This window comes from Rhizobium sp. NFR07 (genome assembly GCF_900111905.1).
Lineage (GTDB): Bacteria > Pseudomonadota > Alphaproteobacteria > Rhizobiales > Rhizobiaceae > Neorhizobium.
The window spans coordinates 65,598-89,583 of record NZ_FOKM01000010.1 but is presented as its reverse complement, the minus strand read 5'-3'; the positions used below and the strand labels follow the sequence as shown (position 1 = coordinate 89,583).

26 protein-coding genes are annotated in these 23,986 nt (G+C 60.5%); 18 read left to right on the top strand and 8 right to left on the bottom strand.

What is annotated here, in order from left to right; translation table 11 throughout:
• Positions 1 to 8: 8 nt before the first annotated feature.
• The 5 genes from BM216_RS20605 to BM216_RS20585 all read left to right on the top strand — a co-directional run bounded on the left by BM216_RS20605 (position 9) and on the right by BM216_RS20585 (position 4,609).
• Positions 9 to 995: a TRAP transporter substrate-binding protein gene (locus BM216_RS20605; RefSeq protein WP_093001237.1), complete on the top strand. Its 987-nt coding sequence runs from the start codon at positions 9 to 11 to the stop codon at positions 993 to 995.
• Between the two features lie 89 nt (positions 996 to 1,084).
• The gene (locus BM216_RS20600; RefSeq protein ID WP_093001088.1) at positions 1,085 to 1,606 is read left to right on the top strand and encodes a TRAP transporter small permease; all 522 of its coding nucleotides are present in this window, start codon (positions 1,085 to 1,087) and stop codon (positions 1,604 to 1,606) included.
• A complete protein-coding gene (locus tag BM216_RS20595; protein ID WP_093001087.1) occupies positions 1,606 to 2,886 on the top strand; it encodes a TRAP transporter large permease in 1,281 nt (426 codons plus the stop codon). Before BM216_RS20600 ends, BM216_RS20595 begins: the two co-directional genes overlap by 1 nt.
• Positions 2,887 to 3,037: 151 nt before the next feature.
• Positions 3,038 to 4,273: a peptidase T gene (pepT, locus tag BM216_RS20590; protein WP_093001236.1), complete on the top strand. Its 1,236-nt coding sequence runs from the start codon at positions 3,038 to 3,040 to the stop codon at positions 4,271 to 4,273.
• A 105-nt stretch (positions 4,274 to 4,378) separates the two neighbouring features.
• Entirely contained in the window at positions 4,379 to 4,609 is a 231-nt protein-coding gene (locus BM216_RS20585) for a DUF6894 family protein (protein ID WP_093001086.1), read from the top strand.
• Between the two features lie 26 nt (positions 4,610 to 4,635).
• Here BM216_RS20585 and BM216_RS20580 read toward each other — a convergent pair whose 3' ends face one another.
• Complete coding sequence (locus BM216_RS20580) at positions 4,636 to 5,352, bottom strand: Crp/Fnr family transcriptional regulator (RefSeq protein ID WP_093001085.1); 717 nt, start codon at positions 5,350 to 5,352, stop codon at positions 4,636 to 4,638.
• Between the two features lie 216 nt (positions 5,353 to 5,568).
• Here BM216_RS20580 and BM216_RS20575 point away from each other — a divergent pair, with 216 nt between their 5' ends.
• From BM216_RS20575 to BM216_RS20560, 4 genes are all read left to right on the top strand, one after another.
• On the top strand, positions 5,569 to 5,913 hold the full coding sequence (locus BM216_RS20575; RefSeq protein ID WP_177230856.1) for a response regulator: 345 nt from the start codon (positions 5,569 to 5,571) through the stop codon (positions 5,911 to 5,913).
• A gap of 294 nt (positions 5,914 to 6,207) precedes the next feature.
• Positions 6,208 to 6,561: a hypothetical protein gene (locus BM216_RS20570; RefSeq protein ID WP_177230855.1), complete on the top strand. Its 354-nt coding sequence runs from the start codon at positions 6,208 to 6,210 to the stop codon at positions 6,559 to 6,561.
• 370 nt (positions 6,562 to 6,931) lie between these two features.
• On the top strand, positions 6,932 to 8,626 hold the full coding sequence (locus tag BM216_RS20565; protein WP_143102811.1) for a hypothetical protein: 1,695 nt from the start codon (positions 6,932 to 6,934) through the stop codon (positions 8,624 to 8,626).
• A 35-nt stretch (positions 8,627 to 8,661) separates the two neighbouring features.
• Entirely contained in the window at positions 8,662 to 9,642 is a 981-nt protein-coding gene (locus BM216_RS20560; RefSeq protein ID WP_348272008.1) for a HEPN domain-containing protein, read from the top strand.
• Here BM216_RS20560 and BM216_RS20555 read toward each other — a convergent pair.
• Positions 9,639 to 10,361, bottom strand: coding sequence for a Crp/Fnr family transcriptional regulator (locus tag BM216_RS20555; protein WP_093001081.1), 723 nt, complete (start codon positions 10,359 to 10,361; stop codon positions 9,639 to 9,641). The two genes, BM216_RS20560 and BM216_RS20555, sit on opposite strands and share 4 nt — an antisense overlap.
• Positions 10,362 to 10,740: 379 nt before the next feature.
• On the opposite strand from BM216_RS20555, the gene BM216_RS20550 reads away from it, so the two are divergent.
• Complete coding sequence (locus BM216_RS20550) at positions 10,741 to 11,697, top strand: DnaJ C-terminal domain-containing protein (RefSeq protein ID WP_093001080.1); 957 nt, start codon at positions 10,741 to 10,743, stop codon at positions 11,695 to 11,697.
• Between the two features lie 123 nt (positions 11,698 to 11,820).
• The gene (locus BM216_RS20545) at positions 11,821 to 12,210 is read left to right on the top strand and encodes a response regulator (protein WP_093001079.1); all 390 of its coding nucleotides are present in this window, start codon (positions 11,821 to 11,823) and stop codon (positions 12,208 to 12,210) included.
• Between the two features lie 23 nt (positions 12,211 to 12,233).
• Here the strand turns inward: BM216_RS20545 and BM216_RS20540 are convergent, their stop codons facing one another.
• From BM216_RS20540 to BM216_RS20530, 3 genes are read right to left on the bottom strand one after another with little or no spacing between them, the layout of a single operon-like run.
• Positions 12,234 to 12,641 (bottom strand): DUF2177 family protein, encoded by a 408-nt coding sequence (locus BM216_RS20540; RefSeq protein WP_093001078.1) that lies wholly within the window; start codon positions 12,639 to 12,641, stop codon positions 12,234 to 12,236.
• Positions 12,642 to 12,673: 32 nt separating this feature from the next.
• A complete protein-coding gene (locus tag BM216_RS20535) occupies positions 12,674 to 13,333 on the bottom strand; it encodes a ChrR family anti-sigma-E factor (RefSeq protein WP_093001077.1) in 660 nt (219 codons plus the stop codon).
• Positions 13,330 to 13,914 (bottom strand): sigma-70 family RNA polymerase sigma factor, encoded by a 585-nt coding sequence (locus tag BM216_RS20530; RefSeq protein WP_244530250.1) that lies wholly within the window; start codon positions 13,912 to 13,914, stop codon positions 13,330 to 13,332. Before BM216_RS20530 ends, BM216_RS20535 begins: the two co-directional genes overlap by 4 nt.
• 233 nt (positions 13,915 to 14,147) lie before the next feature.
• Here BM216_RS20530 and BM216_RS20525 point away from each other — a divergent pair, with 233 nt between their 5' ends.
• From BM216_RS20525 to BM216_RS20515, 3 genes are read left to right on the top strand one after another with little or no spacing between them, the layout of a single operon-like run.
• On the top strand, positions 14,148 to 15,500 hold the full coding sequence (locus tag BM216_RS20525) for an NAD(P)/FAD-dependent oxidoreductase (RefSeq protein ID WP_093001076.1): 1,353 nt from the start codon (positions 14,148 to 14,150) through the stop codon (positions 15,498 to 15,500).
• Complete coding sequence (locus BM216_RS20520) at positions 15,497 to 16,309, top strand: DUF1365 domain-containing protein (protein ID WP_093001075.1); 813 nt, start codon at positions 15,497 to 15,499, stop codon at positions 16,307 to 16,309. Before BM216_RS20525 ends, BM216_RS20520 begins: the two co-directional genes overlap by 4 nt.
• The gene (locus BM216_RS20515; RefSeq protein ID WP_093001074.1) at positions 16,309 to 17,520 is read left to right on the top strand and encodes an SAM-dependent methyltransferase; all 1,212 of its coding nucleotides are present in this window, start codon (positions 16,309 to 16,311) and stop codon (positions 17,518 to 17,520) included. Before BM216_RS20520 ends, BM216_RS20515 begins: the two co-directional genes overlap by 1 nt.
• Before the next feature lie 4 nt (positions 17,521 to 17,524).
• On the opposite strand, the gene BM216_RS20510 is transcribed toward BM216_RS20515, so the two are convergent.
• Positions 17,525 to 18,292, bottom strand: coding sequence for an SDR family NAD(P)-dependent oxidoreductase (locus tag BM216_RS20510; RefSeq protein WP_093001073.1), 768 nt, complete (start codon positions 18,290 to 18,292; stop codon positions 17,525 to 17,527).
• Between the two features lie 72 nt (positions 18,293 to 18,364).
• A complete protein-coding gene (locus BM216_RS20505; protein ID WP_093001072.1) occupies positions 18,365 to 19,090 on the bottom strand; it encodes a phosphatase PAP2 family protein in 726 nt (241 codons plus the stop codon).
• A gap of 384 nt (positions 19,091 to 19,474) precedes the next feature.
• Here BM216_RS20505 and BM216_RS20500 point away from each other — a divergent pair, with 384 nt between their 5' ends.
• From BM216_RS20500 to BM216_RS20485, 4 genes are all read left to right on the top strand, one after another.
• Complete coding sequence (locus tag BM216_RS20500) at positions 19,475 to 20,464, top strand: HlyD family secretion protein (RefSeq protein ID WP_244530249.1); 990 nt, start codon at positions 19,475 to 19,477, stop codon at positions 20,462 to 20,464.
• 1 nt (position 20,465) lies between these two features.
• Positions 20,466 to 22,073 carry a DHA2 family efflux MFS transporter permease subunit gene (locus BM216_RS20495; protein ID WP_093001071.1) on the top strand — a complete coding sequence of 536 codons (1,608 nt, stop codon included), beginning with the start codon at positions 20,466 to 20,468 and terminating at the stop codon, positions 22,071 to 22,073.
• A gap of 49 nt (positions 22,074 to 22,122) precedes the next feature.
• Entirely contained in the window at positions 22,123 to 22,545 is a 423-nt protein-coding gene (locus BM216_RS20490; RefSeq protein WP_093001070.1) for a secondary thiamine-phosphate synthase enzyme YjbQ, read from the top strand.
• A gap of 148 nt (positions 22,546 to 22,693) precedes the next feature.
• Positions 22,694 to 23,056, top strand: coding sequence for a hypothetical protein (locus tag BM216_RS20485; protein WP_093001069.1), 363 nt, complete (start codon positions 22,694 to 22,696; stop codon positions 23,054 to 23,056).
• A 185-nt stretch (positions 23,057 to 23,241) separates the two neighbouring features.
• Here BM216_RS20485 and BM216_RS20480 read toward each other — a convergent pair whose 3' ends face one another.
• The gene (locus BM216_RS20480) at positions 23,242 to 23,976 is read right to left on the bottom strand and encodes an SIMPL domain-containing protein (RefSeq protein WP_093001068.1); all 735 of its coding nucleotides are present in this window, start codon (positions 23,974 to 23,976) and stop codon (positions 23,242 to 23,244) included.
• Between the last annotated feature and the right edge of the window lie 10 nt (positions 23,977 to 23,986).

The following is a 23,986-nucleotide window of genomic DNA, read 5'->3' as shown; positions in this document are numbered from 1 at the left end:
AGGAAAACATGAAAATCACCAAAGCTCTCGGGCTGGCACTCGCTCTCGCGCTCGCCGCGACGACCGCCATCCCTGTGGCTCAAGCGCAGGAAGTCACCCTTCGTTCGGCCGACATCCACCCGGACGGCTATCCGACCGTGGATGCGGTCAAGTACATGGGCGACCTCGTCAAGGAACGCACCGGCGGCCGGATCGCCATCCAGGTGATGAACAACTCCGTTCTCGGCGGCGAGAAGGACACGATCGAGCAGACCCGCTTCGGCGTCATCGACATGAACCGCGTCAATGCCGCGCCGTTCAACAACCTGATCCCGGAAACGGTCGTCCTCGGCCTGCCCTTCCTGTTCCGCTCGACCGAGCACATGCACAAGGTTGTCGACGGCCCGATCGGCGACAAGATCCTTGCTGCCTTCGAGCCTCACGGCCTGATCGGCCTCGCCTATTACGATTCCGGCGCGCGCTCCTTCTACACGACCAAGAAGCCGGTCGAGAAACTGGCCGACCTCAAGGGCATGAAAATCCGCGTCCAGCAGTCCGATCTCTGGATCGCCATGATGCAGGCTTTCGGCGCCAACCCGACGCCGATGCCGATGGGCGAGGTCTATTCCTCGCTCGAGACGGGCGTCGTCGACGGTGCGGAAAACAATTGGCCGTCCTATGAATCCGCCCGTCACTACGAAGTGGCGAAGAACTACACGCTGACCCAGCATTCGATGAACCCGGAAATCCTGGTCATGTCCAAGGTCTCCTGGGACAAGCTCACCCCGGACGACCAGAAGGTCATCCGTCAGGCGGCCAAGGATTCGGTCGTGAAGATGCGCGAACTCTGGAGCGCCCGCGAAAAGAGCTCCGAGGAGAAGGTCCGCGCTTCAGGCGTCAAGGTCATCGAGGTCGACAAGGAAGAGTTCTCGGCCGCGATGAAGCCGGTCTACGACAAGTTCGTCACCGACGCCTCGATGAAGGAACTGCTGGAAGAAATCCAGGCGGTGAGGTGATCGCATGAATGAGGCCGGCCCCGTCACGAGGCCGGCTTTTGCATATCCGGCGCCGATAGTCGGAGAGCCGGGCCGAGGAGGACAGGACAATGCGAAAATTCATGCTGGCCATCAGGCCGATTCTGGGCGGGATCAGCCGCCTGTCACTCTGGATTGCCGGCATAGGCATGATCGCCATGACGCTGATCGTCGGCTGGCAGGTTTTCAGCCGTTATGTCCTCAATGACTCACCGAGCTGGTCTGAGCCGCTGTCGCTCTACCTCATGTCCTGGTTCATCATGCTGGGTGCGGCAGTCGGCGTGCGCGAGAGCGTCCATCTGGGGCTCGACATCGTCCGCTATGTGATGCCGCCCGGTGTCCAGAAGGCGATGGATCTGTTGAGCCTCGGCCTGATCGTCCTCTTCGGCATCGGCATGGCCTATTACTCCAGCCTGCTCGCGGCCGGCACATGGTCGGCGCGCATTCCGGTCCTCGGCTGGCCGGGCGGCACGGATTTCTTCCCGATGATCGTCGGTGGCACGATGATCGCGATCTTCTCACTCGAACGTTTCATCGACGTCGCGATCGGCGAGGAAGTCGCCGCCGACGTGCTTGTCCAGGAGGCCGCATAATGGCCTATACGATCCTTTTCGGTGCCTTCACCTTCCTGATGATAATCGGCATGCCGATCGCGTTTTGCCTCGGCATCGCGTCCTTTGCGACGGTGCTTTATCTCGGCCTACCGCCGGTCGTCGTCTTCCAGCAGCTGAATTCCGGCATGAACGTCTTCGCCATGATGGCGATCCCGTTCTTCATCTTTGCCGGTGACTTGATGGTGCGCGGCGGCATTGCGACTAGGCTCATTCGCTTCGCGGCCGGTCTCGTCGGCCACATGCGCGGCGGCCTCGGTCAGGTCAATGTCGTCGCCTCGACCCTGTTCGGCGGCATTTCCGGTTCGGCCGTGGCTGACGCGTCCGCAGTCGGCGGCCTGATGATCCCGCAGATGGCGAAGCGCGGCTATGACCGCGACTATGCAGTCAACGTCACCGCCAACGCAGCGATCATCGCACTGATGATCCCGCCGTCGCACAACATGATCCTCTACTCGATCGCAGCCGGCGGCAATGTCTCGGTCGCCGACCTGTTCACCGCAGGCATCGTTCCCGGCATCTTGCTCGCTGGCGCACTTATGTTCACTGCTTGGTGGGTCGCCGTAAAGCGTGGCTATCCAGCCGATGCATTCCCGGGCTTCTCGCGTGTTGGCTATTACTTCCTGGCTTCCCTGCCTGGCATCCTGCTGATCGCCATCATCTTCGGCGGCGTGCGTTCCGGCGTCTTCACCGCAACGGAAAGCTCCTGCATCGCCGTCCTCTACGCTTTCCTCGTCGCGATGCTCGTTTATCGCGAACTGAACTGGGACGGTTTCGTCGAGGCGGTCATGGGTGCGGTGCGGACCACCGCCATGGTGCTTCTGGTCATCGGCACTGCAGCCTCCTTCGGCTGGCTGATGGCCTTCCTGCAGGTCCAGACACTGATCATCGCCGCGATCAGCGCGATCTCCGACAATCCGATCATCGTGCTCCTGATGATCAACGTCATCCTGCTGGTGCTCGGCACCTTCATGGACATGGCGCCGATGGTCATCATCGCGACGCCGATCCTTCTTCCGGTCGTCAAAGCCTTCGGCATCGATCCTGTTCATTTCGGCGTCATCATGATCCTCAACGCCGGCATCGGATTGAACACACCACCGGTCGGGACCGTGCTCTTCGTCAGTTGCGCGGTGGGCGGGATATCGATCCGCGAAGCGATGCGAACGATCTGGCCGTTCTTCGGCGCAAGCCTCCTCGTGCTGCTGCTCGTGACCTACATCCCGCAGCTGTCGCTCTGGCTGCCCGGCGTATTCAGGTAGGCCCGCAAATTCCAGATTGACCAACCAGATCCCGCTTCGGCGGGATCTGTCGTTTCGGGCCTTTTCCCTACCTGAGATTTGGTGGTTCACGCAGCCTGGTCGGCGGGCTATGGTCGCCGAATTGCATCGCTTTTGTCAGACGGATTTTGCCATGACCGATACCGTGACCAGCCGCTTTCTCCGCTACGTCGTCCTCGACACCCAGTCGGACGCATCCTCCCCGACCCAGCCATCGACGGCAAAGCAACTCGATCTCGGCCGGATGCTGGTGGAGGAACTGAAGGACATCGGCATCACGGATGCGCAACTGGACGAGCACGGCTACGTGTACGCGACGATCCCGTCCAATACCGGCAAGAACAACGTGCCGGTCGTCTGCTTCTGCGCCCATATGGACACGGCACCGGACTTCTCCGGCACCGGCGTCAAGCCGCAGGTGATCCGCAACTACCAGGGTGGCGACATTACGCTACCCGGCGAGCCGAGCCGCGTCATTCGCCCGGAAGAACATCCGGAACTGAAGAAGCAGATCGGCAACGACATCATCACCTCTGACGGCACGACGTTGCTCGGTGCCGACGACAAGGCGGGCCTTGCGGAGATCATGACGGCCGCCGAGTTCCTTTTGAACAACCCCGATATCAAGCACGGCGCGATCCGCATCCTCTTCACGCCCGACGAGGAAATTGCCCGTGGCGTGGAAAAGGTCGATCTGCAGAAGCTCGGCGCCGATTTCGGCTATACGCTGGATGGCGAGACGGCCGGCACCATCGAGGACGAGACTTTCTCCGCCGATGCGGCCGAGATCACCATAAAGGGCGTCGCCATCCATCCTGGCTTCGCCTTCGGCAAGATGGAAAACGCCATCCGCATCGCCGGCACTATCGTTGCGAAACTGCCGAAGGACATGGCTCCGGAAACCACAAAGTGTCGTGACGGCTTCATCCATCCGACCTCAGTCACCGGCACGATGGAAGGTGCAAAGATCAGCCTGATCCTGCGCGACTTCACCGTCGACGGCCTCAAGGCAAAGGCGAAGCTGCTGGAGGCGATCATCGCCGAGGTCCTAGCCGACTATCCGGGCTCGTCGCATACGCTGAAGATCACCGAACAGTATCGCAACATGAAGGAAGTGCTCGACCAGCATCCGCAGATCGTCGAGAACGCCATCGAGGCGATCAGCCGCGCCGGTATGACGCCTGTGCGCGGCAGCATCCGCGGCGGCACGGACGGCTCGCGCCTGTCCTTCATGGGCCTGCCCTGCCCAAACATCTTCGCCGGCGGCCATGCCTTTCATTCGCCTCTCGAATGGGTCAGCAGCCAGGACATGGACCGCGCGGTCAGGACGATCGTGGAGCTGGCGAAACTCTGGGAAGAGCGAGCCTGATCAGGCTGGCCTGCGCCGCTCGGCCAAGAAATCTTGGCCGCTTCATCCTAAATCGGGAACCGATCGGCGATTAGCGGGTAAGGCATGGGAAAGGTTATCATTCCCATGCCCAGCTATTATTTCCACGTCCGATCCTCCGGTCTTCGATATGACGACAAGGAAGGAAGCGAACTCAAGAACAACGACGCCGCGCTGAGTGAGGCCGAGATGTCTGCGCGAGAAGTGAGTGCCGACCGCCTGAGACGCGGCTTGCCGAATGACGAAGCGCTGTTCGAGGTTCAGGATGCAAGCGGAAGCCTTGTGGGCACCGTCCCATTCCCGAGGATGTCGGGCTAAAGCCGGCGCGTCTGTGTCGTCGGATCCTAGCTGAAAGGCCCGATCAGGCGGAAATACTCACGCTCGCATTCGCCATAGGCATCGTTGGCGAACTGTTCCAGGGCCGGCCGGTCGCGCACGATGATCATGCCGCGCTCGGAATAGATGAGCTTTCGCCCTTCCAGCATATGCAGCGCGGTGGTAACGCTTGGCCGCCGCACGGCGAGCATGATTGAAAGAAACTCGTGGGTAAGGCTTATCTCGTCGCCGTCGGTGCGGTCGTGGCACATCAGGATCCAGCGCGCCAGGCGCTCGTCGATATGGTGCACCGCGTTGGAAAGCGACGTATAGGCCCCCTGGACCGATAGAGCCTGCGCATAACGGCCAAGCAGCACCCGCACCGCGGCATCTTCGTCCAGCATCTGCTTCAGGATGGAAGCGCGAACGCGATAACCTTCGCCTTGTACCTGCATGAAGATCGAATAGGGATCGGTACCGGCATCGAGTACGACTGTCGCGGGCGTCATGCCGTCGCGACCAAAAATGCCGATCTCGGCATGCTGGCCCTGCGGCGAGCGCGCGACGATCGAGGCAATGCCGGATTCCGGAAAATAGGCGTAGTCCGCCTCCTCATGGGGCTCGGAAAGCTCGAACCCTCGTGGGAGTTCGAGAAACTCCAGATGCTTTGCGATTGCATCGAAACTTTCCGCCGATACCAATCGAAGCAGATTATTCCGAACAGCCGCTTGCCGAATTTCACCCATTGCTTACCCTTGAAAAGCAGAACACGGCCTATTCGGCTTTCCTCTGGAAGAGTCTCCGCTCGCTTGAACAAATCCATCTATGACCAGAAAATTCGCGAGACAACCCAGCGGCGGGGCTCGGTACGGTATCAGACAAAGGGATACGTACGCACGTAATCCCGCTATTTTATCAGCATCTTGTATCGCCAGGGATTCGATTTGTCCGATAAGCTTATATTGCTGCTCGAAGACCAGCCGCTGATTTCGCTGGATGTGGAAGAATCCCTTTCCGAGAATGGTTTTCGCAACATCGTCACTCTGCGCTCTCAGAAGGAAGCTTCGGCGTGGCTCGGCGAATTTGCACCTGATTTTGTACTTCTCGATCTCTATCTTGATGATGGCGACAGCCGTCCGGTCCTTGAACATCTGAAACAAGCCGGCACGCCCTTCCTGATCTATACCGGCAGCGAGAAGCCGCCCGAATGGGACGACGGCCTGTTTGCCGCTTCTGAGTGGGTGAGCAAGCCGGTCGACCCCGCAATTCTTGCATCATTGATTAAGAAGAAACTCGGGCTTGCCTAACTCCCACGACTTTTGCCTACGGTTCAACGTACGCACCAGGTTGATCTGACATCAGCCCCCTTGTTGCCCGGCAGCACCGCTCAGGCGTATGTCCAGTACGCTGCATTTGTCACTTCCCGCAGCAGATGATGCAGATCGATTGCAAAATATAGAAACAATATATTACAGGTTCCTCTCAACTATAGATTGCACGCTTGGAGAGATATCCTAAACTCGTCGTTGCTAGGCCGTGCAGTCGGCCTCAGTCTGACAACGGAGGCGATCGTGCAAAACAGGAAAACTAGAAACATCTGTGTGAACACCACCGAGACGGAACTCGCGAGGATTAAGGAATTCGCGTCGTCGCATCAGATGAGCGTGTCCGGTTTCATGAGAATGGCGTCCTTAGAGCGGGCGCAAGTGAGACCATTTTTCTCCGAAGACGATCTGTTGATCATCGCACATTTGATGAGCGAAATTAAAAACTCTGGCCTCGATATCGGCGATGACATTCGCGCTTTGAACAAAGGCATCCCCGGCGCCAAGGAGGCGTTGAGGAATGATATAGTGACGATGGAACGAGCGCTTGGCGATCTTTGCCAGGAACTGAGCGGGTGCCTGATCGCTAGTCGTTCAAAAGTGCGGGCACCACGTAATGCCAAGAGATGAAGAGGACTGGAAAAGACGCCGTCACCGCTTACTGGATGATCAGCGGAGCCGACCGCCAGGTGCGGTGGCAAACCTGTGGCGGCAAGCCAGGAGGCAGGGCCAGTTCACAAAAAATGCGTCGAACTCGCAGCAGAGTAGGCAGGAACTCAGCGACACCGCCGTACCACGGTTACGGAGCCGGCTCCTAGGCTTGGCGAATGGGGCTCAGCCAGCGATTGTTAAAGTCATAGGCTTCGGAGATGAACGTGGCGCAAGCAATCTGGTCTCTTATATCTCCAGAGACGGCACGACAAAAATTGAGAACAATCGCGCTGAGGTCCTCGTTGGACCCTCGACAGTGAATGAGGTTGCAACCGAATGGAGGGAGCACATGCCGTCGCGGTCGCGCACCGCCGATCTCGCCACATTCACCTTGGATGTCGTCTACAAGGCAGGCCCTCTAAAGCCTGGCGCCGAGGAGCTTTTCAAGGAGATTGCAGCGGGACGCCCTTTTGCCATTGCGGCAAGACCAAGTGGACAAAGTGTGCATGCCGAAGGGGTTGTCGTTCTCCATTCAGCTGGAAGCGGAAGAATGTCTCCTGATGTTGAAACAGCTGCGATCATCACGGAAAAACTTCAACACCTCAACCAGGCGAACATAAGCCAGGTCGATTTCGGCTTTACGGATTTTGGGCACGGTACAAGCTGGGGCGCCGCAAAACTTCGCCAATTGGTGACCCGATACCCAAACATGGTCCAGGATGGAATAGGCAATTCTGTTCTGACGCGCAAAGCTGCCACTGAACTGGTTCAAAGAGAATGGCGACCAATGCTTGCCAGTCGTGCGCCGCGTGACACCATGCATTTGGTGATATCAGCGGGTAAGCAACAAGAGGCGCTTCAGTTTCAAGGTGCTGTCCGAGAATTCCTCTCACGTGAGTACAAGGGCCATCGCTACGTGTTTGCGATCCACGATCCCCACGACGACCCGAAACCACAGGCACATGGTGGAAAACGCCCACATCTCCATGCCCACGCGATTATTGCGACACGTTCGATTTTCGGTGACACGCTAAAGGTTTGGGTGACGGACCTGACCCGTTGGCGTGAGACCTTTGCCGAGTGCGCCCGAGGGTACGGACTAAACATGCAAATGACTGCGCGAGAGGACACTGCTTCATCGCGCGCCTACACCTACAGACAGGTACGGCCAATCAGCTTCGTGGGACGCACCGAGCATGAAGGGACAAGTGCCGCTGCCCAACGCAGATATGAAGCCAAACGGTCCGACCGGCCAGTCGCGGCGGCAAGCGACGCTGGCGCAGCTAAAGCGAAGATGGCCCGGCAAACATGGGAGGAATTGACACGCCCCCAGTACAGCGCAAAAGTCAGAAGCTATGCAACAAAAATGCTGGGCCGCTTTGACGAAGCTGATCGTCTGGCGAACAGGGATGGTGCCGAGGCCTCAGGGGTCCCAGCAGCGACAGCCCGGTTCCCTGCGGGCCAAGCTCCTGCAGTCTCATGGACAGCACGCTCCCAGGAGCGGCCCTTGGTGTCGGAGACGCAGCCACACGCCCGAAAAAGGGCCGGTGTCGCCGGAGACCGAAGCCCGCGCCTTGCCGCCCTTCCCAGTTCACCAAAGCCGGTCAAAGATCGAAGCGACAAAGAAGCGCCTGACAAGAGCGAGACACGAGGCATCGAATCGGAGAGCTCCGGCGGTCTTCTATCTATGATCTCGTCGCTGGCCGCCGCCCTCAGAGAAGCCAGAGCAGCAACACGAGCGCCCAAGCGAGATGCTTTCGAGGTCGATGTGGTGCGGCGCGATGCCAGGATGCGTTTGGAGGCTCAATTGGTGCGCATGGGCAAGATCACCGATGGGTTGAGTCCTTCCGCACAGGCCGAGGCTCGCGAACCAGAACGATCGGCTGGTCGCGTCGATCTGTCCGAACGGCGCGAGCCATCGGGGCCAGCCGCTCAACAGCGCCCTGATACCGAGATCATCCGCAATCCGCCGCAAGAGCGTTCGCAACAGCGGTCATCCGTGGCCCGAAGTCGCTCCGCCGGACGAGATGACTACGAACGCTAGCATAACCAAATGCCTTGACGCCAAGGAGCTGTGCGATGAAAGCTGGATGGATTGTTGATATAGAAGCCGGCGTTATTAACGTTGGCGCCGCAGACCTAGAAGACGATTGTTTCATGACCGATGATTTTCCCGAAATCAGCCATCTTCCCCAACGCAAGCAGCGCGAGCTTGCACATGTCTTGAAGATCATCTTCGAAGAATTCGAAGCGGCACAACAGACCAAGCTTTCGGAGAAAAAGCGGGCTGGCAAAATCCTCAAGGTCATCCTGTTTGGATCTTACGCCCGCGGCGACTGGGTCGAGGACCGCGAGAGCGGCTATCGCTCCGACTACGACATTTTAGTCGTCGTCAACATCCACAGCGTGGCCGAGGGCAACGAACTTTGGTTCGATATATCAGACCGCTTTTTACGGGAAATGACGATCACCAAAACGATCGAGACACCGGTCAATGTGATCGTCCATGATCTGCAGGAGGTCAACAGCCGGCTGTCCAAGGGGCGCCCGTTTTTCATCGACATAGTGCGCGACGGCAAAGTGCTTTACGAGAAGGAAGGCCATACTTTCGCAGAGCCTAGACCGTTAACTCAAGAGGAAGCTAAATCGGAGGCGAAAGCATATTTTGATCAATGGTACCCGCTTTCCCAAGACGCAATGGCCTTCGCTGAGTTTGGTCTAGCGTCAGGCAGGTGGCGAGATGCCGCTTTCATGCTGCATCAGGCAACAGAACGGGCCTACCATTGCTTCCTGCTCACATCGACGCTCTACAGCCCGAAATCCCATCGGCTAAAATCGCTGCGTTCGGCAGCGGAAGGGATGGAGCTGCGACTGATAGAGATCTGGCCGCGCGACACGAAGTTTGCGCGCAAGAGTTTCGAGCGACTTGATCGGGCCTATGTCGACGCCCGCTATTCTCCACACTACGAAATTACTCAAGAAGAGTTGGCATGGGTAACGGAGCGGATCAAGCGTTTGCAAACCTTGGTCAGAACAATCTGCGAAGAGCGCCTCCCCTAACCTGCTGCCTTGAAATGCGTCTTCCCGCTGGCGCCGAACAGCCGGTCGTATTCCCGTTCACTTCCACCATAGGAATCGGCCGCAAACTTTTCCAAAGCCTGCCTATCTCTCACCACGACGGTGCCACGATGGGAGTTGACCAAGTGCTTGCCTTCCAGCACATGAAGCGCCACGGTGACGCTCGGCCTGCGCACAGACAGCATGATTGCCAGGAATTCGTGGGTTAGATCGATCTCGTCACCATCGACGCGGTCGTGGCACATCAGGATCCAGCGCGCCAGACGTTCGTCGACGGAGTGAATGGCATTGGAGAGCGCTGTGAACGACGATTGGCTCATCGCCACATGGGCCCACTGCGTCAGCAGGCGCCTGATGCCCGGCGATTTTTCGATGAGCTTCCACATGTGCTTGATCGGCACGCGGACACCATGACCAGGCACTTGCATAACGACGAAATAAGGCGTGTCAGACGCACCAAGGGCGACGGATGCAGGTGAGACACCCTCGCGTCCCAAAAGGCCGATCTCGCTCCGTTTGCCGGAAGGCGAGACGACCACGGTCGACACCACCCCGCAGAAGGGGAAATAGCAATATTCGAAAGGCTCGCCAGGGGCCGACAGCACGAAACCTTGCGGAAGGTCGATCTGCTCCAATGCCGGTTCCAGCAACGCATAGTCCTCGGGAGCAAGAAGCGCGAGTAACTTGTTGCGATTCTTCATCGTGATCCTCCATCTTGAGTTGCGTCAGCTGGCGCCACATGAGCCAGGACAGAGGAATCCAAACGGCCAGAGCAGAGAGCTGGTTCCCTTTCACTTGAACTTAGCCCCGCCAGTTCCCACCTGCTGTGTGCCGGTTGCCCGATAGAGGATCGGCAAGTTTAGAGAGCCGCTTTTTCTGACCATGTTGCTTGATGAGGATATGGCACGGCGAGGCTATCGAAAGCCTGTAACGCTCGCGCATTGCGTGCGCCGTCCTATTCCTATGACCCAAGCGCTCTCAGTGCGGCGACTGAGCGACCGGAAACCGCGCCGGCCCGGTTTGAATCCCGGCAAGACAGGCGCGTAACTCCGGTGTCGAGTATCGCGTCTGGAGGTTATGATGAGACAGGATCCGTATGAAATACTGGGCGTGAAGCGGGATGCCTCGCAAAAGGACATCCAGAACGCATTCCGCAAACTCGCCAAGAAGCACCACCCCGATCTCAATCCCGGTGACACCAAGGCCGAAGATCTGTTCAAAGAGATCTCCGCTGCCAACGAAGTCCTGGGCGATCCCGACAAGCGCGCCCGCTTCGACCGGGGCGAGATCGACATCAACGGCACGGAGCGCGCGCCCCATCCGCAATACCGCCAGTATGCCGACGCCGGCGAAGAGATCTATTTCGACGAGGCCGACTTCGCCAGGCATTTCGGTGGCCAGCAATTCGGACGCGAGCAGTTCGGTGGATTCGAGGATATTTTCGCGAGCTTCATGTCACGCCGCGGTGGCGGCGCCTCGCAGTTCAGATCCCAGGGCGAAACGAAGGGCGCGGACGCCCGCTACACGATGGAGATCGGCTTTCTCGACGCCGTCAACGGCACATCGACCGCGGTCTCGCTCGGTCCGGGCGCCAGCTTGGACGTGAAGATCCCCGCCGGAACGCAGGACGGACAGATTCTGCGCCTGCGCGGCAAGGGCGCAAAGGCATCCGGCAACGTGCCGAATGGCGATGCGCTGATCGAGGTCCGCGTGAAACCGCATCCGTTCTTCGTGCGGGATGGCGACAATATCCGCATCGAAGTGCCCGTCACGATCCGTGAGGCCGTGCTCGGCGCCAAGGTCAAGGTCCCGACGCCCACGGGATACGTGAACCTGTCGCTGAAGCCCAATACCAATGCCGGCACGGTCCTGCGCGTGAAAGGCAAGGGCGTCCCAACGGCTGGCGGCAACTATGGGGATCTGCTGGTCAGCATCAGGCTCGTCCTGCCCGAAAAGCCGGATCCCGATCTGGCCGCTTTCTTGGAGAGTTCGCCGAAGGCTGCGGGGGGAGACCCGCGCAAGCATCTCCACCTCTGATCGAGCAAAACGTGTCACAGGTTCAGAAACTGGTGACACACTGGCGATAGTTTAGCGATGACTTGAAATATGAGGCCGGGACGCCATCTTGCCCCGGCCTGTGATTTGCGTTGATATGGTGAAATGTCCGAAGCTGAATTTCTGAATGACTGCCCGACTATCCTCCTTTTGGAGGACGATCTGCTTCTCGCGATGGATATCGAGGATCACCTCTTGAAGACGGGCCACAAGATCGTCGGGCCATTCGGACGAATCACCGACGCCATGGATGCCATCCCCCGCAACGAACTAGCGGGGGCCATCGTCGACCTCAACCTTCAGGGCGAGCTGTCATTTCCCGTCATCGAGATGCTGCGGCAGCACTCCGTGCCTGTCATTGTCTGCAGCGGCTATGGCGAGATTCCGGAAATGAAGGACAGGCTGGAGGGCATGGCCCTGCTCCCGAAGCCTTGGAATGCCCAGAAACTCGACCGCCTGATGCGGGAAACCTTCGGCGTTCGCGACGATGTCTGAGCAGCCTTGCCGGCGGCCTGCGCTTAGATCGAGCCCGACAGCTTCTGCGTGACGAAATAGCCGACCACTGCCGAAAACGACGTAAGCACCGTGCCCCAGGCCATGTCGACGGCGCTGACGGCCGGCGACCAGTTTTTCAGCGTTGCCAGATTGGTCATGTCGTAGGTGCCATAGGCGATGAACCCAAGTATGGCGCCAGCGATTGCCGCCGTGGTCCAGTTGCCTGAGACCAGCGCCGGCTGCACCGCAAAATAGACGATCCCTGCGACATAGAAGAGATAGAAGACACCGGCTGCAACGAAATTGGGCTGGTTCAGAAGCATGTCGCCCAACCGGCTCTTGTAGAAGCCGGTTGCGACCGTCCCGAGCCAGAGGAAGTCGAGCCCGAGGAAGGCGACTGTCGTTGCGACATAGGCGATTACATAAGTCATCGGCTCCTCCCTTCGGGGCTTGCTGCGTCGGCCTAGATCTTCAGGATCGGCTGGACGAGGCGAACGATCCAGCTCGAAAATTTGAGCGGCGCTTCGGTCACGGCGAGGCAGATACAGTCCTCGCCTTCCGTTGCGGTCGGCGTATGAAGGAGATCGCCATCGGCCTCTTCGAGGTCTCCGCGGGCGAAGAGATCATCGCCATCGCGGAAACTGCCGGCCAAAACCAGTGTCAGCTCGCGGCCCTCATGGGTATGTTCCGGCACCGGCTTACCGGCCGGAATACGAAGCAGGCGCACCTGCGTTTCCTTGTCCTTGGTATCGATCAGGATCTGATAGGCGCCACGGCCAAGCGCCCGCCATTTCAGGTCGGCAAGATCTCCCCCGACATAGGAACGTAGCGGCTCCGGAAGCACAGCCGTTGCCGGACGGGACGCCGCCTGTCCGGGCTTGACCTCCTCGACCCTGATATCCGCCGTGCGCGCCTTGAAGCGCGACCACGCCTGGTCCTCGCTTCCGTTCTGCTCGGCCTTGTCCAGAAGCGCGCCGGCGGCACCTTCCATGATTGCCAGCCGGCGACGACATTCGGGGCAGAGCGCCAGATGGCTCGCGACCGCGAGGCTCCATCCCTCCGCGAGGCTGCCGGATGCGTAGTCGATCAGAAAATCGTCGCTGATGTGGTGCTTGATGCTCATAGCTGGCCGTCCAGTGCTGATCGCAGCTTCGCAAAGGCCAGACGGATGCGCGACTTGACAGTCCCGAGCGGCACGCCGAGGTCACGTGCGATGGTCGAATGGGATTCCTCGTCGAAAAACGCCCGCCGCAGGACATCGACTTGCTCGTCCGGCAGCGTCGCCATCGCGCCGCGAAGCAGTTGCGCCTCCTGGAGCTGCTGGAAATCCTGGTCGGCGCCGGCAACATCATCGGGCACGAAAGCCGGATCGTTCACATCGATCTCCGGCCGGCGACGGCGATAGGCGTCTATCCTTATATTTCGCGCAATCGTGTAGATCCATGCCGAGACATTGCCGCGCGCCGGATCGAACTGCGCCGCCTTGTTCCACACGGCCGTCATCGTTTCCTGCATCAGCTCTTCGGCCGCCTGCTTGTCCTGCGTCTTCACTGCCATGAAGGTTCGGATACGTGGCGCATAGAAGCGGAACACCGCCTCGAATGCATCGGCATTCCTGTCTCGACCGACAATTGCCAGCAACCGGACCATCTCGGCTTGCGAGAGGTCGCCCGGCGCCAAACCGTCGGAGTTCTTATTGGTCATCCTGAACCCATGCGCTGCCCGTCTGGTCAGCCTTGCGGCAACCATTGGTCTGTTGTGGCACGTCTCTGCCGAGATAGGAATGCTCAGGTTCATGGCAAGCATTACGGCGAGCGCCGGAAGATGGATCACGCCGCTTTCTAAAAAAATCGCATGACCGTCGCAGATCCGATCACCGCGCTGTCTCGTATTGGATTGCAGACGATGAGCATGAAGCCTGACAAGAGGATACTTGGATGAGGACTTTGACGCGGGACGCCAGACAGGACGGGGTAAGGGTAGCCGTGATCGGCTCCGGCATCAGCGGCCTGTCGGCGGCATGGCTTCTCTCCCGGCACCGTGATGTGACCGTCTACGAAGCCTCCCCGAGGCTCGGCGGGCACGCCCATACGGTCACCGTCGAGATGGGCGACCGCAGCATCCCGGTCGATACCGGCTTCATCGTCTATAATGACCTCAACTACCCGAACCTCGTGGCCCTGTTCGAACATCTGAAGGTCCCGACGGTCGCTTCCGACATGTCATTTTCGGCATCGATGGAAGGCGGCGATTTCGAATATAGCGGGACCGGCCTCGGCGGACTGCTTGGCCAGAAGCGCAATATCCTGCGCCCGCGTTTCTGGACCATGCTCCGCGACGTCTTCAGGTTCTACAAGCGCGCCCCTGCCTTGGTCGGCCGTGCGGAGTTCGAAGACGTGACGCTGGGTGAATACCTGCGCCAGGCAGGTTATTCCGAGCCCTTCATCAACGATCACTTGATCCCGATGGGCGCCGCGATCTGGTCCACAACGGCCAGGGACATGAATGACTACCCGCTGCAGGCCTTCCTGCGCTTCTTCGTCAATCACGGCCTTCTTCTCCTGTCCGGTCGGCCGCAATGGCGCACGGTCGACGGCGGCAGCCGGGAATATGTGACGCGCATCGCAGCCGACTTCGGCGGCAAAATCAGGCTCAGTACCCCGGTCACCTCCATCCGCCGCGCTGCAAACGGCGTCGTCGTCACCGATGCCGCCGGCCAGTCGGATTTCTTCGACGATGTCGTGATCGCCGCCCATGCCGATGAGGCCCTCGCCATGCTCTCCGACGCAGGCGAGCAGGAACGGGAACTGCTTGGCGCGTTCGGCTACACCGCCAACACGGCCGTGCTCCACAGCGATGCCGCGATGATGCCCAGGCGCAGACGGGTGTGGTCGAGCTGGAACTACATGAGCGGCGGCAAGTCGGCCGGGCAGCCTCTCTGCGTCACCTACTGGATGAACCGGCTGCAGCAGCTTGATACGCCCTCGCCGCTCTTCCTGACGCTGAACCCGGGCAGGCCACTCGAGCCGGGCTCGATCCATGGCAGCTACGACTACACCCATCCCCGGTTCGACAGCGCTGCCCTGAAGGCGCAGCAGCATCTCTGGGAACTCCAGGGGAAAAATCGCACCTGGTTCTGCGGCGCCTATTTCGGCAGCGGCTTTCATGAAGACGGCCTGCAGTCGGGACTTGCGGTTGCCGAGGCCCTTGGCGGCGTTCGCCGTCCGTGGAAGGTCGAAAACGAATCCGGCAGGATACCGATCCCCGTCTTTCAGGAAGCCGCCGAATGACTGCAAGCGCTCCACCCGCCGCGTCGAGCATCTATGCCGGCGCTGTCGTCCACACCAGGCTGCGGCCAAGGCAGCACAGCCTGCGCTACAACGTCTTCTCGCTTCTGCTGGATCTCGACGAACTGCCGGGGCTGGACCGGAAGCTTCGCCTGTTTTCCGCCAATCGCCGCGGCCTGTTCAGCTTCTGGGAAAAGGACCATGGAGACGGGTCGGACAAGGGCCTGCGGGAATGGGTCGCGAGCCAATTGGAAAGCGCGGGCATCGCCACAGACGGACTGCGGACAAGGGTCCTCTGCTATCCGCGCATCTTCGGTTATGTCTTCAATCCGCTCACAGTCTATTTCTGCTATGGCACGGACGATGCGCTGCGGGCCGTCATCTACGAGGTCTGCAACACCTTTCACGAACGGCGCGCCTACATCATCCCGGTCGGCGGCCAGGACGACGGCCACATCAGCCATTCCTGCGACAAGGACCTCTACGTATCGCCCTTCGTGCCGATGGACTGCCGTTACGATTTCACCGTGCGGGTACCCGCCGACAAGGTGCGCATCGCAATCAAGGAATCCGATCGCGAAGGCATGCTGCTTTACGCGATGTTCCAGGGTGACCGCGCGCCCCTGACGGACCGGGGTCTTGCGCTTGCCTTCGTCAGATACCCGCTGATGACGCTGAAGGTGACCGCGGCGATCCATTGGGAAGCCATTCGCCTCTGGCTGAAGCGTGTACCCGTCCATCGCCACACGAAGGCTGCCCAGCCTCGCGCCACCACGATCGTCGCCAATCCCCATGGTACGGAGACCCATTGATGTCGGATATCGACAACAACGTGCAGATGCCCTTGCCGTCCCTGTCGCTTTCTGAGCGGATTGCCTGCCGCTGGGCGCAGAAGCTCGCCCGCGGCCAGCTGACGCTCCGATTTCCCAGCGGGCGCGAAATCCGCATCCATGGAGAGGAAAGCGGTCCTTCGGCATCGATCCAGTTCAAGACCATGCGCCCGCTGCGCCGGCTGATGAGCGGCGGAAGCCTTGGCTTCGCCACCTCCTATCTCGAGGGCGAATGGGACACACCTGATCTCGGCGACGTCATGGATCTTGCCATCGCCAATGAGGCGCGCTGGGCGGGCATCATGGCGGCAAGCCCGGTCGCAGCCCTTCTCGCCCGGTTCCGCCACCGCCTGAACCGCAATTCCCGGGCCGGCAGCCGCCGCAACATCGCTTTCCACTACGATCTCGGCAACGAGTTCTACCGCCTGTGGCTGGACGAAACGATGACCTACTCCTCCGCGCTTTTCGAGGACCCGCGTCAAAGCCTCGTCGATGCGCAGGCCGCCAAATATCGCCGGATCATCGCGGAACTGAATATCGGCAAGGACGACCACGTCCTGGAAATCGGCTGCGGTTGGGGAGGTTTCGCCGAAGAGGCGATCCGCTCGACCGGCTGCCGCGTCACCTGCCTCACCCTGTCGAAGGAACAGGCGACCTTTGCAAAGGACCGGCTGGAGCGCTCAGGCCTTGCCGAGCGCGCCGATATCCGCCTGCAGGACTATCGCGATTGCCAGGGCACATTCACCAAGGTCGTCTCGATCGAGATGTTCGAGGCCGTGGGCGAGGAAAACTGGCCGACCTATTTCGACCGCGTGAAATCGCTTCTGGCGCCCAAAGGCCAGGCGCTGATCCAGGTGATCTCGATTGCGGAAGAACGCTTCGCCCATTATCGCAGGCATGCCGATTTCATCCAGGCCTATATCTTTCCCGGCGGCATGCTGCCGAGCATTTCCGCTTTCGAACGGTCCACGACGAACGCCGGGCTTTCCGTCGAGGACCGCTTCTGCTTCGGCCGCGATTACGAGCATACGCTGCTCTTGTGGGACAAGGCCTTCCGCGCCAACTGGCAGAGGATCGCCGCTCTTGGCTTCGACGAGCGCTTCGCGCGCATGTGGCATTATTACCTGCAATATTGCGCTGCCGGGTTCCGCACCGGCCGTCTCGACGTCGTGCACTTCAGGCTGGCGAAATGACGCGTCACTGCTTTCGCAGCATCCTGCGAGTCATCGCGAGGCTCAGCGCATAGGGCAAGGCCTGCAGCAGCTTCATCAGGACCGCCATCTGCCAAGGAAAGACGATCTCGAACCTGCGGCTTGAGAGCCCCGCGACGATCGCGTCTGCTGCCTTCTCCTGGCTGATCAGGAAGGGCATCGGAAAATCGTTCTTCTTCGTCAGCGGCGTATCGACGAAGCCCGGGCTGATGAGCTGCAGCGTGACCCCTTCCCGTTCGAGCTGCGGCCGCAGCGCCTCGCAGAGGTTGATCAGCGCCGCCTTGGTCGCTCCGTAGAAGCCACCGCCCGGCAGGCCGAGATATCCGGCCACGGAAGCGATCACGGCGATCTGCCCTGCTTGGCGGGCGATCATCGGTTCCATGACCGCCTGCAGGCTGTTGCCGGTCCCCGTGACGTTGAGGTTCGCCATCTCGGCCAGTGCTTCCGCATCAAATTCACGGGCGCTTTCGCGCTTATAGCTGCCGGCCGAAAACAGTGCGAGATCGATAGGCCCCAGCGTCTGCTCGATCGTCTTCACGGCATTCTTCACCCCCTGCCCATCCGTCACATCCACCGGATAGGCATGGATCAGGCCGGGGCGTTCAGCAGCCAGCGTCGAGAGCTTGTCGGCCGAACGCGCGCTCGCCGCCACCTGCCAGCCGTTATCCGCCAGCTTCAATGCGACGGCGCGGCCGATACCCGAACTCGCGCCGGTCAACCAGGCGATCTTCCTCGTGCCTGTCTGTCTGTCCATAAAGCTCTCCATCTTTCCCCCTTGATACGCAGGATGGAGGCTATCGGATCTTCGCCGTCTGCCGGCCGAATGTCACTTGACGGAGACAGAACCCTTCGGCTCGCGAGAGATGAAGCGGCGCGCGATCAGCCAGCATCCGGTTGCCCAGACCGCACCGATACACCAACCGCCGAGCACATCTGTCGGATAGTGAACGCCGAGATAGATGCGCGACAGGCCAATGATCAGCGTCAGGAAAATGCCGACCGACATGAGGAAAATCCGCGTCGAGCGATACTGCTCGGCCCGCGACAGGATGGCAGCCAGCGTCAGGTATGTGACGGCCGAGAGCATTGCATGTCCACTCGGAAAGCTGAGATCGCTGACATCCACGAGATGCGGCACGATATCCGGCCGTGCCCGCCCGACGCCGAGCTTGAGCGCGTTGCTCAGCAGCCAGCCGCCTGCAACGGAGAGAAACATGAAGGCCGCAATCGCCTTCTGGCGTGACAGGAGCAGATAGATCGTCGCCAGGATCGTCATCAGCGACAGTACCGTCACGCCGCCGAGCGCCGTGATGTCGTCGACCGCATGCGTCACCCAGTAAGGCGCAACGGGAATGGCAAGGTCCGTCGCCTGCCGGAAGCTCAGCAATATCCGCTCGTCAAAGGCGTGTGTCTCACCCTCCAGCACTTCTCCGGTCAGCATCACGAAGGCAAGCAGACCGCCGGCCACCACGGCGAAAGCGATAAGGCCGATCGGTTCGAAGGTCATGAACCGGTCGATAATCCCCTGACGGACGCGCTGATGGAATGGCATGCTCTCTCACATCGCTAATAATGATGACGAGTAGATAGGACGCAGGCGCGGTCTCACAAGAATTGTACAAGCTTCAAATTCGCCTCTCTCCCAAGATTTCCGTCAATTTCGCACCTGCAGCAAGTGAAGTGGAACTTTAGCCGGCGATGCAGCGTTTGCCGGACTTCTCCAGCCAATCGTGAGAGGCATGTCGTGGCTCAAGCTCAGCGCGCCCGTCCGGACCGTTCCAAAGACAACCAATCCCCCAAAGACACTGAAACCCCTGATCTCGAGGCAAAGGAAAACCATCCCTCTGAAGGTGGGGATCAAACCGGTGACAAAGGCAAAGAGGAGAAGGCTTCGATATTCAGGCGCCATCCTCTCTGGATCGCTTTGATCGTCGCGTTGCTGATAGCGCTCGGCGTCGCCGCATACTTTATCTGGCTGATCTTCTTCCATCCCTACGAGACGACCGACGATGCCTTTATCGACGCTCGCAGCTTCTCGGTTGCGGCCAAGGTTTCCGGCTATCTCGCCGATGTACCTGCGACAGACAACCAGCATTTCGATGCAGGCGCCGTGATCGCCAGGATCGAGCCGCGCGATTACCAGATTGCGCTCGACCAGGCTGACGCGCAGGTCGACTCCGCCCGCGCCGCGATCACCAATGCCGAAGCCCAGATCGAGGTCGCCAAGGCATCGGTCGAGGAAGCGCAGGCCCAGCAGCTTTCGGCGGGTGCGGCGCTGCAATTCGCCAAGGACGAGGCCACGCGCCAGCGCGAACTGGTCCAGGGCGGTGCAGGCAGTCTGCAGACATCGCAGCAGGCCGAATCCAACCTCAGGCAGGCCCAGGCGAGCTACAGCCAGTCCGGCACCAGCATTACCTCCGCGATGAAGAACCAGAGTGCCGCCGAAGCGCAGAAGACCAGCGCGGAGGCCAGTCTAAAGCAGGCCGAGGCGCAGCGGGAAACCGCCGTGCAGAACGTCGGCTATACGACCATCACCACGGCTCAGCCGGGCCGCGTCGTGAGGCTGAGCGGCGCCAAGGGCCAGTTCATCCAGGAAGGCCAGGCAGTCGCCATGTTCGTTCCGGACGATATATGGGTAACCGCCAATTTCAAGGAAACCCAGCTCGCCGACATGCGCCCCGGCCAGCCGGTCGATCTGGTGATCGACGCCTATCCCGATCACGAACTGCATGGCAAGGTCGCATCCGTCCAGCCGGGCTCCGGCACAGCCTTCTCACTCCTGCCGGCCCAGAACGCCACCGGCAACTACGTGAAGGTGACCCAACGCGTGCCGGTGAAGATCGAGGTCGATCAATGGCCGAAGGATGTCTCGATCGGTCCCGGCATGTCGGTCGTCCCGACTGTGACAGTGCGCCCGAGGAACTGACATGGCAGTCGCTGAGGCAAGTGACGGCGGCGCCCGTTCGGGCGAGCGCCGGGCCACCAATCCATGGCTGGTTGCGATCGTCGTTGCGGTCGCCGTCTTCATGGAGGTGCTGGACACCACGATCGCCAATGTCGCCTTGCGCTACATCTCAGGCGGCCTCGCGATCAGTTCCGACGAGGCCTCCTGGGTGGTGACGACCTATCTCGTCTCCAATGCCATTGCCCTGATCGCCTCAAGCTTCATCGCCCAAAGATACGGCCGCAAGCGTTTCTACCTCCTCTGCCTTGCCGTCTTCACCCTCTCCTCCGTCCTGTGCGGCCTCGCCTGGGACCTCCCCTCGCTCCTCGTCTTCCGCATGATCCAGGGATTTGCCGGCGGCGGCATGGTGCCGGTTTCGCAATCGATCCTTACCGACGCCTTCCCTCCGCACAAACGCGGTCAGGCCTTCGCCATTTTCGGGGTCGCGGTCGTCGTCGCCCCGGTCATCGGGCCGACATTGGGCGGCTGGCTTTCCGACAATCTCTCCTGGCACTGGTGTTTTCTCATCAATGGCCCGGTCGGCATCTTCGCCTTTGCCCTGGTCTATTTCCTCGTGCAGGAATCCGACGACGCGCAGAAGAAGCGCGACGAGATGCGCCGGAACGGCGTGCGGTTCGATGTCATCGGCTTCGGGCTTGTCGCCACCTTCCTCGGCGCGCTGGAACTCGTTCTCGATCGGGGTCAGACCGAAGACTGGTTCGATTCGACCTTCATCATCGTTGCGACGACAATCTGCGTCGTGGCGCTGATCGCTTCCATCCCCTGGCTCCTGACGAAGAAGAACCCGGCCGTCGACCTGCGCCTCATGGCCACCCGCCAGTTCGCTTCCTGCATGATCGTCATGCTTGCGACCGGCGCGATCCTCATCGCCACGACGCAGTTCGTGCCGCAGGTCCTGCAGGAAAACTATGGCTACACCGCTACCTGGGCGGGCCTTGCTCTGTCGCCCGGCGGCCTCGTCACCATGTTCATGATGTTCATGGTCGGCCAGCTGACCTCGATCTTCCAGCCGAGATACCTGATCGCCATCGGCGCCGGCATCATCGCGCTTGCCATGTACGACATGACGCGCCTGAACCCGGATCTCAATTTCGGCTTCTTCGTCACCTCACGCCTTTATCTCGGCCTCGGCCTGCCGCTGATCTTTATCCCGATTACCGCCGCATCCTACTACGGCCTGCGCCCCGACCAGACCGACCAGGCATCGGCCCTGATCAACGCGGCCCGCAATACCGGCGGATCGATCGGCGTCTCGATTGCGTCAAACGTGCTTGCTCATCGTGAGCAATGGCACCAGAGCCGCCTTGTCGAAAATGTCGTTCCGTCCGATCCGAGCTATATCGAGACTCTGCGAAACCTGCAGCAGTTCTTCACCGAACGTGGCGCAAACGCCGTCGATGCGCAGAACCAGGCAATGGGCTATATCGGCAGCCAGGTCCAGGAACAGGCGAGTTATCTCGCCTATATTGACGTCTTTCACGTCCTGGCGATCATGGCCGCCTGTGCCATCCCCCTTGCACTGATCCTCAGAAAAGTCGATCTCAAGGGCGGCGGCGGCCCGGCTCACTGATCGGCGCGCGCCACGCCCGGCCGGCCGATATCGACAAAAGGAAATGCAGATGCCCCAGACCGTCCTGTCCCTTTCCACGCACGGCCAGGGCCTCTACGAATTCACCGACGGCGCCGAAGCCTTCGTCCGCAGCCAGTCTGTCGGCGAAGGCCTACTGACCGTCTTCGTGCGGCACACGTCGTGCTCGCTGCTGATCCAGGAGAATGCGGATCCCGATGTCCAGCGGGACCTGAAGGCCTTCTTCAGCCGCCTCGTGCCCCCATCGAGCCATCCGGACATGAGCTGGGTCGTTCACACAGCCGAAGGCGCCGACGACATGCCCGCCCATATCAAGGCAGCCCTCACCGCCGTTTCCATCGGTATTCCCGTCACAAACGGCCGGCTGGCGCTCGGGACATGGCAGGGCATCTACCTCTTCGAACATCGCGACCGCCCTCACCGCCGCGAGATCGTGCTGCACCTCTCCGCATGATCCCCTTGCTGCCTGATCCATGCATCGATCCCGCGATGAACTCCGGCTGAACGCACCCTTGGGCAGCCGTTCAGGTGGCGGCGACTAGCTTTCGATCGTCGCCGGAGTGGCGAAGAGAAAAAGCCTGCAGCAAACGGAGGATCATCCAATGACCAATCTCATCGCAAGGATCGGAGCCAAGCTCGGGCTGGCGGCAATCATCGCCCTGACCGGACTGTCGGCCACCGTCAATACCGCCGCCGCATCGGAACCCCGCTTCGGCATGTATGTACAGCATAACGACCGTGACCGCGGCTGGGATCGCCACCACGGCCGCCGTCATGACCGTCACCATGGTCGTCCCGGCTGCTCGCCGTGGCGCGCCGAGGACAAGGCCTCGCGCATGGGCCTGCGCCGCGCCCGCGTCGTCGACGTTTCGCGCCGCGCGGTCGTCGTTGCCGGCCGCGGCTGGCACGGCCGCGACCGTATCGTCTTCGCCAATGAACGAGGCTGCCCGGTCATCCGCCGCTAGAGGAGTTCCGGTAGAGGTGCGCAGCGGTTTCGCATCCGGACCTGCGCAAAATCAAAGGACTGGAGCCGTTTAACGATTCGAGAAGCGAAACAGCTCCGGAGTGCGGCTCAAAGTCCCGTCCTGAAACAGAAGAGCCCGGCCATCGCTATGGCCGGGCTCTTCTTTTATCGTCCTGGGAGAATGCTTTACTGCTGCAGCGAGAAGGTGACGTTGACCGTGACGCTGTAGGTGTTTTCGCCGGTCGCGAACGGCACTGAATCTGCTTCCTTGGCGGCCATGCGCATCATCGGCTGCGCCATCGGGCGAACCGAGTTCTCGCTCATCTCGATGATGCGGCCGAGCTTGACATTGGCGGCCTCCGTCAGCGTCTTCGCCTTGGCGAGAGCCTCGGCCACCGCCTTCTTCCGCGCCTCGGTCAGTGCCGCTTCCGGATTGTCGTTGGAGAAGCTGATCTGCCCGCCCTTGTTGACGCCGAGCTTGACCGACTGGTCGAGCAGCGCGCCGAGCTTCGGCAGGTCGCGTACCCTCACCGTCAGGGCATTGCTGACCTCATAGCCGACGATTTCGCCGGTTTCCGTCTGCCCATCCTTGTTTTCGGTGCGGTTGTAGCGCGGAAAGATCTGGAACTGGCTGGTCTGGATGTCCCGTTCCTCGACGCCCTGCTCGCGCAATGCGCCGACGACATTGCGCATGGCCGCGCTGTTGGCGGTCAGCGCCGCCTCGGCCGTCTCGGCCTCGCGCAGCACGGTCAGGGACAGGATGGCGATATCCGGCTTGATCGCGACCTCGCCTTCGCCCGAAACGTTGATCTGCGGTTCGCGGGTCTGGTTATCCTGGGCAAGGACGGCACTCGAACTTGCGCCGACAAGGACGGACGGCGCAACCAACGCGACGCAGGCAAAACGAGAAATGGAGTTCATGGTGCTTCCT

Coding starts and splice junctions, on each gene's coding strand:
- BM216_RS20605 (WP_093001237.1), top strand. CDS start 9: ATGAAAATCACCAAAGCTCTCGGGCTGGCACTCGCTCTCGCGCTCGCC.
- BM216_RS20600 (WP_093001088.1), top strand. CDS start 1,085: ATGCGAAAATTCATGCTGGCCATCAGGCCGATTCTGGGCGGGATCAGC.
- BM216_RS20595 (WP_093001087.1), top strand. CDS start 1,606: ATGGCCTATACGATCCTTTTCGGTGCCTTCACCTTCCTGATGATAATC.
- pepT (WP_093001236.1), top strand. CDS start 3,038: ATGACCGATACCGTGACCAGCCGCTTTCTCCGCTACGTCGTCCTCGAC.
- BM216_RS20585 (WP_093001086.1), top strand. CDS start 4,379: ATGCCCAGCTATTATTTCCACGTCCGATCCTCCGGTCTTCGATATGAC.
- BM216_RS20580 (WP_093001085.1), bottom strand. CDS start 5,352: ATGGGTGAAATTCGGCAAGCGGCTGTTCGGAATAATCTGCTTCGATTG.
- BM216_RS20565 (WP_143102811.1), top strand. CDS start 6,932: ATGCCGTCGCGGTCGCGCACCGCCGATCTCGCCACATTCACCTTGGAT.
- BM216_RS20560 (WP_348272008.1), top strand. CDS start 8,662: ATGAAAGCTGGATGGATTGTTGATATAGAAGCCGGCGTTATTAACGTT.
- BM216_RS20555 (WP_093001081.1), bottom strand. CDS start 10,361: ATGAAGAATCGCAACAAGTTACTCGCGCTTCTTGCTCCCGAGGACTAT.
- BM216_RS20550 (WP_093001080.1), top strand. CDS start 10,741: ATGAGACAGGATCCGTATGAAATACTGGGCGTGAAGCGGGATGCCTCG.
- BM216_RS20545 (WP_093001079.1), top strand. CDS start 11,821: ATGTCCGAAGCTGAATTTCTGAATGACTGCCCGACTATCCTCCTTTTG.
- BM216_RS20540 (WP_093001078.1), bottom strand. CDS start 12,641: ATGACTTATGTAATCGCCTATGTCGCAACGACAGTCGCCTTCCTCGGG.
- BM216_RS20535 (WP_093001077.1), bottom strand. CDS start 13,333: ATGAGCATCAAGCACCACATCAGCGACGATTTTCTGATCGACTACGCA.
- BM216_RS20530 (WP_244530250.1), bottom strand. CDS start 13,914: ATGACCAATAAGAACTCCGACGGTTTGGCGCCGGGCGACCTCTCGCAA.
- BM216_RS20525 (WP_093001076.1), top strand. CDS start 14,148: ATGAGGACTTTGACGCGGGACGCCAGACAGGACGGGGTAAGGGTAGCC.
- BM216_RS20520 (WP_093001075.1), top strand. CDS start 15,497: ATGACTGCAAGCGCTCCACCCGCCGCGTCGAGCATCTATGCCGGCGCT.
- BM216_RS20515 (WP_093001074.1), top strand. CDS start 16,309: ATGTCGGATATCGACAACAACGTGCAGATGCCCTTGCCGTCCCTGTCG.
- BM216_RS20510 (WP_093001073.1), bottom strand. CDS start 18,292: ATGGACAGACAGACAGGCACGAGGAAGATCGCCTGGTTGACCGGCGCG.
- BM216_RS20505 (WP_093001072.1), bottom strand. CDS start 19,090: ATGCCATTCCATCAGCGCGTCCGTCAGGGGATTATCGACCGGTTCATG.
- BM216_RS20495 (WP_093001071.1), top strand. CDS start 20,466: ATGGCAGTCGCTGAGGCAAGTGACGGCGGCGCCCGTTCGGGCGAGCGC.
- BM216_RS20490 (WP_093001070.1), top strand. CDS start 22,123: ATGCCCCAGACCGTCCTGTCCCTTTCCACGCACGGCCAGGGCCTCTAC.
- BM216_RS20485 (WP_093001069.1), top strand. CDS start 22,694: ATGACCAATCTCATCGCAAGGATCGGAGCCAAGCTCGGGCTGGCGGCA.
- BM216_RS20480 (WP_093001068.1), bottom strand. CDS start 23,976: ATGAACTCCATTTCTCGTTTTGCCTGCGTCGCGTTGGTTGCGCCGTCC.